Source organism: Rhizobacter sp. P3_B12, from assembly GCF_056402895.1.
In genome coordinates this window covers 1-9244 of the sequence record NZ_JBFUGN010000158.1, presented here as the reverse complement: position 1 = coordinate 9244, position 9244 = coordinate 1, and the positions used below count along the sequence as shown (strand labels likewise).

The window sequence follows — 9244 nt, the reverse complement described above, 5'->3', positions numbered from 1 at the left end:
GTGCCGTTCACGACCAGCTCCGACGGGCTGGCCGCCTTCCAGGCCACCGAGACCAAGAAGTGGGGCAAGGTCATCCAGGCCGCCGGCATCGAACCCGAGTGATCCGGGCACTTCGGCGCACCCACCCGCCTCCCTGCAGAGGGCGCCGCCAGAGCGCCCCGGGGCGGAGCCTTTTCAACCGACAGGAGACAACATGACACGCTTCGATTTCAAGCGGCTGGCGGCGCTCGCGCTGGTAGCCTCGCTGGGCGGCTGCGGTGGTGACGATAGCGGCACGRCCGCTCCCGCGGCCACCGTGCCACAGGTCCACCTCGCCATCACGGCCACCGAGGATGTCGCTGGCAACTGGGGCAGCGTCGGCGCCTACGAGAAGCTCAGCGGCACGCTGCGCGGCGAGGTCGATCCGAAGGACCCGCACAACGCCGTCATCCAGGACCTGGCGCTCGCGCCGGTCAATGCGCGCGGCATGGTCGAGTACCAGTCGGAGTTCGTGCTGCTCAAGCCGAAGGACATGGCGAAGGCCAGCGGCGTGCTGCGCTACGACGCGCCCAACCGCGGCAACATCCTGACGATGCCGAACCCGGCCGCGACGCCGAGCGATGCGGTGTTCTTCGAACGCGGCTACGTGCTGCTGTACGCGGCCTGGCAGGGCGACGTGCCGAAGAGCAGCGCCGCGCGGCTGACGCTCAGCGTGCCGGTGGCCGTCAACAAGGACGGCAGCAGCATCACCGGCAGCTACCGCAGCGAGTTGATCCCTGCCGCCGCGACGCCGGTGATGACGCTGCCGGGCGGCGTCTTCAACGGCACCATGATTCCCTACGCCCCGGCCAGCCTCGACAACAGCCTGCCGGGCTACTCGCTGACACGCCGCCTCAACGAGGGCGATGCCCGCGTGGCCATCCCCCCGGCCGACTGGAAGTTCGCGGATTGCGACAACGCGGCCAAGCCCTTTCCCGGCACGCCCGACGGCAGCAAGGTCTGCCTGAAAGGCGGCTTCGACCCGGCCTGGCTGTACGAGCTGGTCTACGTCGCGAAGGACCCGAAGGTGATGGGCGTCGGGCTGGCCGCGCTGCGCGACACGGTGAGCTTCCTGCGCCACCGGGCGGCCGATGCCGATGGCGTCGCCAACCCGCTGGCGGGCCGCATCACGCATGCCATCGGCCAGGGCACCTCGCAGTCGGGCAACGCGATGAAGACCTTCCTGCACCTGGGCTTCAACCAGGCGCTGGACGGCAGCAAGGTGTTCGACGGGATCTATGCGCACGTCGCCGCGCGCCAGACCAACATCAACACGCGCTTCGCGGTGCCGGGTGGCGGCGGCGCGATCCGCACCGACCACACCGCGTTCGGGCAGACGGCACCGCGCGCGCTCGACAAGGACGCGGTCGATCCGCTGACCGGCCGGCAGGGCGGGGTGATGACGCGCTGCGCGGCCAGCAACACCTGCCCGAAGTTCTTCCTCGGCCTGTCGGGCACCGAGTTCTGGCAGCTGCAGGGCTCGCCGGTGCTGACCGATGCCTGGGGCTTCCGCGACCTCGTGCAGCCGGAGAACGCCCGCATCTACTACTACGCCGCGACGCAGCATGGCGGCGCCGGCGGCACGTCGAGCATCGCGTACGCCCCGGCGAACAGCGTCTACCCCCGCGGCACGGTGGCGCACCACAGCGACACCTTCCGCGCGCTGTTCATCGCGCTCGAAGACTGGGTGGTGCGCGATGTCGCGCCGCCGGCCAGCCAGGTGCCGGCGCTGGCCGACGGCACGCTGGTGCGGCCCGAGCAGGTCGCCTTCCCGGCGATCAAGGGCGTGAGCTGGCCGGTGGCCGGCATCGCGACGGCGGTGCCGGATTTCTCGTACCGCGGCTGGTTCAATGCGTACAAGGTGCTGGACTTCGGGCCGCAGTACGTGCCGCAGGACGAGAGCGGCATCGCGACGCAGTTGCCGCCGCTGGTGGGGGTCGACTACGCGATCCTGGTGCCGCAGGTGGACCCGTCCACCGGCCTGTCGACCGCCGGCATCCGCGGCGTCGAGGTGCAGGCGCCGCTGGGCACGAGCATCGAGTTCAACTACGTGGCTGCGCCGGGGGTCGTCGACCTGACGAGCCTGACCGGCAGCTACCTGCCGTTCCATGCGACCGAGGCGGCCCGGCTGGCGGCCGGCGACGGGCGGCCTTCGCTCGAGTCGCTGTACGGCAACCAGGCCGGCTACGTGGCGGCGGTGACGGCCGCGGCGAACCGGCTGGTGGCGCAGCGCTTCCTGTTGCAGCGGGATGCGGATCTGCGCATCCAGCAGGCCACCGCGACAGCAGTGCTCCCGTAGCCCGGGTGCTAACCCGGGTTGCCACCTGGATGGCGGAAATCGCGCGGCGACTTGCCGGTCCACAGCTTGAACGCCCGCGCGAAGCTCTTGTCGTTGTCGAAGCCGACGGCCAGCGCCACCTGCTTGACCGGCCGGTCGGTGCGCAGCAGCAGCTCGCTGGCCTGGTCGCGCCGCACTTCATCCTTCAGCGCCTGCAAGCCGACGCCTTCGTCCTTCAGCTGCCGGTGCAGGCTGCGCACCGACAGGTTCAGCGCATGCGCCAGCGCGTCCGCGGTGCCGAGCCGCGCGGCATCCTGCCGCAGCAGCTCGCGCACGCGGCGCGCCAGCAGCCGGTCGCGCCGGTAGGGCAGCACGGTCAGCGGCAGCGCGCGTTGCAGCATCGTCTGCAGCGCGCGTTCGTCGCGCCGCAGCGGCATCGCCAAGTCCTGCGCGTCGAAGCTGAAGCCGGCCTGCGGCGCATCGAACCGGACTGCACCGGGGAACAGCACCGGGTACACGTCGCGGTGCGGCGGTGCGGCGAACGGGAAGCGCGCGTCGCGCAGCGCGATCCGCGAGTCGATCGCCCAGCACGCGAAGCCGTGCAGGTAGCGCAGGCTGGTGACCAGGCAGAACTCGCGCAGCGCGCCGAAGCGGCGGTGCTCGTCGAGCGTGATGGTCGCGAGCRCCCCGTCGACCGTCAGGTCGAGCACCAGGTCGTCGGTCAGCAGCCGGTGGTGCCGGCACCAGCGCTTCAAGGCCACGCCGAGCGTCGGCGACGTGATCGAGGCCCGGCACAGCATGCCGTAGCTGCCCCACGGCAGCTTGCGCGCGAACCAGCCGAGCGCTTCGTCATCGAGCTCCTGCATCGCGAAGGCGCACAGCGCCTCCATCTGCGCCGCGGTGATGCGGGCCTCGCTGCGCCGCAGTTCGGCTGGCGTGATTTGTGCCTGCTGCAGCGCGCCGCGCGGGTCGACACCGTAGCGCTCGTAGGCCAGCACCACGGCACGCACGAAGGCCATCGGCGTGGCGGCGGTGCGGCTGCCGCGCAGCGGGGCCGGTGTGGAGAGCGTGACTCGGGGCATGCCGGCAAGTCTGGCACGATTTGCAACCTGCATGGCCGCCGATGCGGTCGGTGGCTGCGTATGCTGCGCAAGCCTAGACTTCGCCCAGCGCGGCACCGGCGACCGCGCGCCCAGGAGACCTCATGCCCGCCCTCGCGTCCAAGCTCAGCCCCCGCTCGGAAGACTTCAAGGCCAATGCCGCGGCGATGCGCGCGCTGGTCGACGACCTGAACGCGAAGCTGGCGCGCATCGCGCAGGGCGGCGGCGATGGCCCCCGCGCCAAGCACCTCGCGCGCGGCAAGCTGCTGCCGCGCGATCGCGTCGAGATGCTGCTCGACCCCGACACGCCCTTCCTCGAGGTGGCGCCGCTGGCCGCGCTCGGCATGTACAACGACGACGCGCCGGGCGCCGGGCTGATCGCCGGCATCGGCCGCGTCTCGGGCGTCGACTGCATGATCGTCTGCAACGACGCGACGGTGAAGGGTGGCACCTACTACCCGATGACGGTCAAGAAGCACCTGCGCGCGCAGGAGATCGCGCAGGCCAACCGGCTGCCGTGCCTCTACCTGGTCGACAGCGGCGGCGCCAACCTGCCGAACCAGGACGAGGTCTTCCCCGACCGCGACCACTTCGGCCGCATCTTCTTCAACCAGGCGCAGATGAGCGCGCAGGGCATTCCGCAGATCGCCGTCGTGATGGGCTCGTGCACCGCCGGCGGCGCCTACGTGCCGGCGATGAGCGACGAATCGATCATCGTGAAGAACCAGGGCACGATCTTCCTGGCCGGCCCGCCGCTGGTGAAGGCGGCCATCGGCGAGGTGGTCAGCGCCGAGGACCTGGGCGGCGGCGACGTGCACACGCGCCTGTCCGGCGTGGCCGATCACCTGGCGCAGAACGACACCCATGCGCTCGCGATCGCGCGCACCGCGGTCGCGCACCTGAACTGGCGCAAGGATCCGGCGCTGCGCTGCATCGCGCCGCGCGCGCCGCTGTTCGATGCGGCCGAGCTGCACGGGGTGATTCCCACCGATGGATCAGGTAAGAGCGGGCGCAAGCCGTTCGACGTGCGCGAGATCATCGCGCGCATCGTCGACGCGAGCGAGTTCGAGGAGTTCAAGGCGCGCTACGGCACGACGCTGGTCACCGGCTTCGCGCACATCGACGGCATGCCGGTGGGCATCGTCGCGAACAACGGCGTGCTGTTCTCCGAATCGGCGCAGAAGGGCGCTCACTTCATCGAGCTGTGCTGCCAGCGCAAGATCCCGCTGGTGTTCCTGCAGAACATCACCGGCTTCATGGTGGGCCGCAAGTACGAGGCCGAGGGCATCGCCAAGCACGGCGCGAAGATGGTGACGGCGGTGTCGACCGCGCAGGTGCCCAAGTTCACGGTGATCATCGGCGGCAGCTTCGGTGCCGGCAACTACGGCATGTGCGGCCGCGCGTTCGACCCGCGGCTGCTGTGGATGTGGCCGAACGCGCGCATCTCGGTGATGGGCGGCGAGCAGGCCGCGAGCGTGCTGGCCACCGTGCGCCGCGACGGCATCGAGGCCAAGGGCGGCAGCTGGAGCGCCGAGCAGGAGGCCGCCTTCAAGCAGCCGGTGCTCGACCAGTTCGAGCAGCAGGCGCACCCGTACTACGCGAGCGCACGCCTGTGGGACGACGGCGTGATCGACCCGGCCGACACGCGCCGCGTGCTGTCGCTCGCGATCAGCGCGAGCCTGAACGCGCCGATTCCGGACGTGAAGTTCGGCGTGTTCCGGATGTGATGCACGACGATTCAACGAGGAGGAGCCTTGTGAAAATCAGCTTGATTCGAGGTCCGGCCATCGCGCTGGCCGCCCTGGAGGCTCTTGTCCTGGCCGGATGCGCGTCCGTGTCGGGCGGCTCGTCGCAGCCGCTGTTCGTGAAGGTGGAGACGCTGGACGCCGTCGCGGTCCCGGCCGCCGACTGCGTGCTGACCAACGACAAGGGCAGCTGGCGCCTGCGTGCGCCCGGCGACCTGCAGGTCAGCCGCTCGAACAAGCCGATGAAGATCGAGTGCCGGCAGGCAGGGCTGCCGCCGGGGCAATTGAGCGTCGAGTCGAGCACGCGCGCCGCGATGTTCGGCAACATCCTGCTCGGCGGCGTGATCGGTGCCGGCGTCGACTACGCCAACGGCGCCGCCTTCGAGTACCCGGGCGTCGCGGTTGTCACGATGGGCCGCACGGCCAGCCTCGACCTGTTCGCCGTGAAGGGCAGCGGCAATGCGAGCAGCCTGAATCCGCGCACGATTCCGGCCTCCACCGCGTTCGCGGCGGTGGACGATGTCGACAAGGTGCCGAACGGGCCGGCGGCTCGCGCGCGCTACCGCGAATTCCTGAGCCGCCCGCTGCCGCGTGCCTTCGCGGCCAGCCAGGACGGCCAGCACGTCGGCGTGTCCTACTCCTGGCATGGCCTGGAGCCCGGGGCACCGGCCGATCCGAACCTGCGGGCGATGGACTTCTGCCGTCGCGCGTCGAAAGGGGCGGCGTGCCGTCTCTACGCGGTCGACTCGACGGTGGTGTGGGTCGTGCCGACCGAGGCCGACAAGGTCGCGCTCTCGACGACGGCGGCGTCGACGGCCGAACCGAAGCTCAACCGCTTCGCCGCGCCCGCGGACAGCAAGTTCGCCAACCTGAGCGACGTGGCCGCGGTGCCGGTGCGCGACGACGCGCGCGGCAAGTACCTGCAGTTCCTGACCTTGCCGATGCCGCGCGCGTTCGCCGTCGCGGCCGACGGCAGCTCGCGCATGGCATCGGACAGCGTCTCGGCGATGGCCGATGTGTTGAGCGCCTGCGAGCGCGAAGGCAAGCCGTGCTGGCTCTACGCGGTCGACGACCGTGTCGTCTGGCGCACCGACCCGGCGCAGCGGGTGAGCCGCGCGAGCCAGCTCCAGGCGGCTCCTGCGACCGTGCCGATGCCGCGTGCCGCGCAGGCGACCGAGTGAACGCAGCCATGACCACCACCCTCGACATCCGGCGCGACGGCCCGGTCGCCCGCGTCTGGCTGAACCGCCCCGACGTGCGCAACGCCTTCAACGACGGCGTGATCGCCGAGCYGCGCGAGACCTTCGCCACCCTCGGCGCCGACGGCAGCCTGCGCGCCATCGTCCTCGGCGGCCACGGCAAGGCCTTCTGCGCCGGCGCCGACCTGGCGTGGATGCGTGCGATGGCCGACTACAGCTGGGAGCAGAACCGCGCCGATGCGCAGGCGCTGGCCGACATGCTGTGGGCGGTGTACAGCTGCCCGGTGCCGGTGGTCGGCCGCATCCACGGCGACTGCTATGCCGGCGGTGTCGGCCTGGCCGCGGTGTGTGACGTGCTGGTGGCGTCCGACGCGGCGACCTTCTGCCTCAGCGAAGCGAAGCTCGGCCTGCTGCCGGCCACCATCAGCCCGTACGTGATCCGCGCGCTCGGCGAGCAGGCGTCGCGCCGCTACCTGGTGACGGCCGAGCGCTTCAGCGCGGCACAGGCCCAGTCGCTCGGCTTCGTGCACGAGGTCTGCGCCGCCGACGCGCTGGACGCCAAGGTCGACGAGATCGTGGCCGCCCTGGTCGCCAACGGGCCGATGGCGGCGCGTGCCTGCAAGCGGCTGGTGCAGGACATCGCCGGCCAGCCGATCAGCGCGGCGCTGCGCGAAGACACCGCGCGCCGCATCGCCGACATCCGCGCCAGCGACGAAGGCCGCGAAGGCGTGCAGGCCTTCCTGGGCAAGCGCAAGCCGTCGTGGCTGGCATGAGGAAGCGATCGATGAAGACAGCGTGGAAAGCCTTTGCCCTGTGCCTCGCGCTCATGGCGCAGGGCGCCTCGGCGCAGCAGGCCGAGGAGGTCGTGCCGTCGAAGGACCTGCGCGAGGAGATGCAGCACATCGGCGTGACCGTGAAGGACCTGTACGGCCGCCAGGAGACGCGGCAGATCCCGGTCGTGATCTTCCGGCCGCGCGGCGACGGGCCGTTCCCGCTCGCCATCATGAACCACGGGCGCGCGACGACGGACAAGCGCGCGCAGCAGGGCATCCAGCGCTTCGAGCACGTCTCGCGCTACCTGGTCAGCAAGGGCTTCGCGGTGCTGCTGCCCACGCGCGTCGGCTACGCCGAGACGTATGGCGACTTCGATCCCGAGGCGAACGGCGACTGCAACTCGCTGCGCGTGGACGCCTCGGCGAAGGCCGCGTCCGACCAGGTGCTGGCGACGCTCGCGTTCGCGAAGACGCTGCCCTACATCGACACCTCGCGCTGGCTGGTGATGGGCCAGTCGGTGGGCGGCTTCACGAGCATCGCGACCGTCTCGCGGCAACCGGCCGGCCTGGTCGGGGGCATCAACTTCTCCGGCGGCACCGGCGGCAACCCCGAGCTGCGCCCCGGCAATCCGTGCAGCCCGGCGCGCGTCGCCTCGCTGTGGAAGGAGCAGGCCGCCACGGCCAGCGCGCCGATGCTGTGGCTGTACTGGGAGAACGACCTGTTCTTCGGGGCCGCGGTGCCGCGCATGTGGCACGAGGCCTTCACCGCCGGCGGCGGCAAGGCCGAGTTCCACCAGCTGCCGGCCGTGGGCAGCAACGGCCACGGCGCGATCAACTTCGACATGAACCACTGGGTGCCGCTGGTCGAGGCCTGGCTCGCGAAGCTCGGCTTCGACAAGCCGGGCACGATCGCGCGCCCGCCGGCCAGCGGCTTCGCGGCGATCGGTGACGCAGACAAGGTGCCGATGACCGGGGCGGGGCGCGAGGCGCGCTATGCCCGCTTCCTCGAATCCAAGCCGCCGCGCGCGATCGCGATCGGTGCCGATGGGGCAAACGGCATCGCATCGGGCGACTGGGCGATCGGGCGCGCGCTGGGCTTCTGCCAGAAGCGCCGCGGCGAGCCCTGCAAGCTGTACGCCGTCGACAACGACGTGGTGTGGACGCCCTGAACCCGGAGACAACGATGTTCACGAAGATCCTGATCGCCAACCGTGGCGAGATCGCCTGCCGCGTCGCGGCCACCGCACGCCGGCTCGGCATTCGCACGGTGGCGGTGCATTCCGACGCGGACGCCGGCGCGCAGCACGTGCTCGCCTGCGACGAGGCGGTGCTGATCGGCGGCCCGGCGCCGAAGGAAAGCTACCTGCGCGGCGACCGCATCATCGAGGCCGCGCGCGCCACCGGCGCGCAGGCCATCCACCCCGGCTACGGCTTCCTCAGCGAGAACGAGGACTTCGCGCAGGCCTGCGCCGAGGCCGGGCTGGTCTTCATCGGCCCGCCGCCGTCGGCCATCCAGGCGATGGGGCTGAAGGCCGAGTCGAAGCGGCTGATGGCCGAGGCCGGCGTGCCGCTGGTGCCCRGCTACCACGGTGCCGACCAGGACCCGCAGCTGCTGCAGCGCGAGGCCGACCGCATCGGCTACCCGGTGCTGATCAAGGCGAGCGCCGGCGGCGGCGGCAAGGGCATGCGGGCGGTGGCCTCGTCGGCCGAGTTCCAGGACGCGCTCGCGTCGTGCAAGCGCGAGGCCATCAACAGCTTCGGCGACGACGCGGTGCTGGTCGAACGCTACGTGACCCGCCCGCGCCACATCGAGATCCAGGTGTTCGCCGATGCGCACGGCCGCTGCGTCTACCTGTTCGAGCGCGATTGCTCGGTGCAGCGCCGCCACCAGAAGGTGCTCGAAGAGGCGCCGGCTCCCGGCATGACCGAGGCGCGGCGGCGCGAGATGGGCCAGGCCGCGGTGGCGGCGGCACAGGCGGTGGGGTATGTGGGGGCCGGCACGGTGGAGTTCATCGCGGAACCCGCGGCCGATGGCGACCTGCGCTTCTACTTCATGGAGATGAACACCCGGCTGCAGGTCGAGCACCCGGTGACCGAGGCGATCACCGGGCTCGACCTGGTGGAGTGGCAG

7 protein-coding genes are annotated in these 9244 nt (G+C 71.1%); 6 read left to right on the top strand and 1 reads right to left on the bottom strand.

Features of this window, described 5'->3' with window-relative positions:
- The first annotated feature begins 193 nt into the window (after positions 1 to 193).
- Positions 194 to 2317: an alpha/beta hydrolase domain-containing protein gene (locus AC1D01_RS11330; RefSeq protein ID WP_477866169.1), complete on the top strand. Its 2124-nt coding sequence runs from the start codon at positions 194 to 196 to the stop codon at positions 2315 to 2317.
- An 8-nt stretch (positions 2318 to 2325) separates the two neighbouring features.
- Here the strand turns inward: AC1D01_RS11330 and AC1D01_RS11325 are convergent, their stop codons facing one another.
- Positions 2326 to 3378, bottom strand: a complete 1053-nt coding sequence (locus AC1D01_RS11325; RefSeq protein WP_477866168.1) for an AraC family transcriptional regulator — start codon at positions 3376 to 3378, stop codon at positions 2326 to 2328.
- Between the two features lie 122 nt (positions 3379 to 3500).
- Here AC1D01_RS11325 and AC1D01_RS11320 point away from each other — a divergent pair, with 122 nt between their 5' ends.
- The 5 genes from AC1D01_RS11320 to AC1D01_RS11300 form a co-directional block, all read left to right on the top strand.
- Positions 3501 to 5123: a carboxyl transferase domain-containing protein gene (locus AC1D01_RS11320; protein ID WP_477866166.1), complete on the top strand. Its 1623-nt coding sequence runs from the start codon at positions 3501 to 3503 to the stop codon at positions 5121 to 5123.
- Between the two features lie 29 nt (positions 5124 to 5152).
- Complete coding sequence (locus tag AC1D01_RS11315; protein WP_477866164.1) at positions 5153 to 6322, top strand: hypothetical protein; 1170 nt, start codon at positions 5153 to 5155, stop codon at positions 6320 to 6322.
- 8 nt (positions 6323 to 6330) lie between these two features.
- The gene (locus tag AC1D01_RS11310) at positions 6331 to 7113 is read left to right on the top strand and encodes an enoyl-CoA hydratase/isomerase family protein (protein ID WP_477866162.1); all 783 of its coding nucleotides are present in this window, start codon (positions 6331 to 6333) and stop codon (positions 7111 to 7113) included.
- A gap of 11 nt (positions 7114 to 7124) precedes the next feature.
- Positions 7125 to 8282 carry an alpha/beta hydrolase family protein gene (locus AC1D01_RS11305; protein WP_477866160.1) on the top strand — a complete coding sequence of 386 codons (1158 nt, stop codon included), beginning with the start codon at positions 7125 to 7127 and terminating at the stop codon, positions 8280 to 8282.
- Positions 8283 to 8296: 14 nt separating this feature from the next.
- Positions 8297 to 9244, top strand: a 948-nt coding sequence (locus AC1D01_RS11300) for an acetyl-CoA carboxylase biotin carboxylase subunit (RefSeq protein ID WP_477866158.1), incomplete at its 3' end; no start/stop codon positions are given.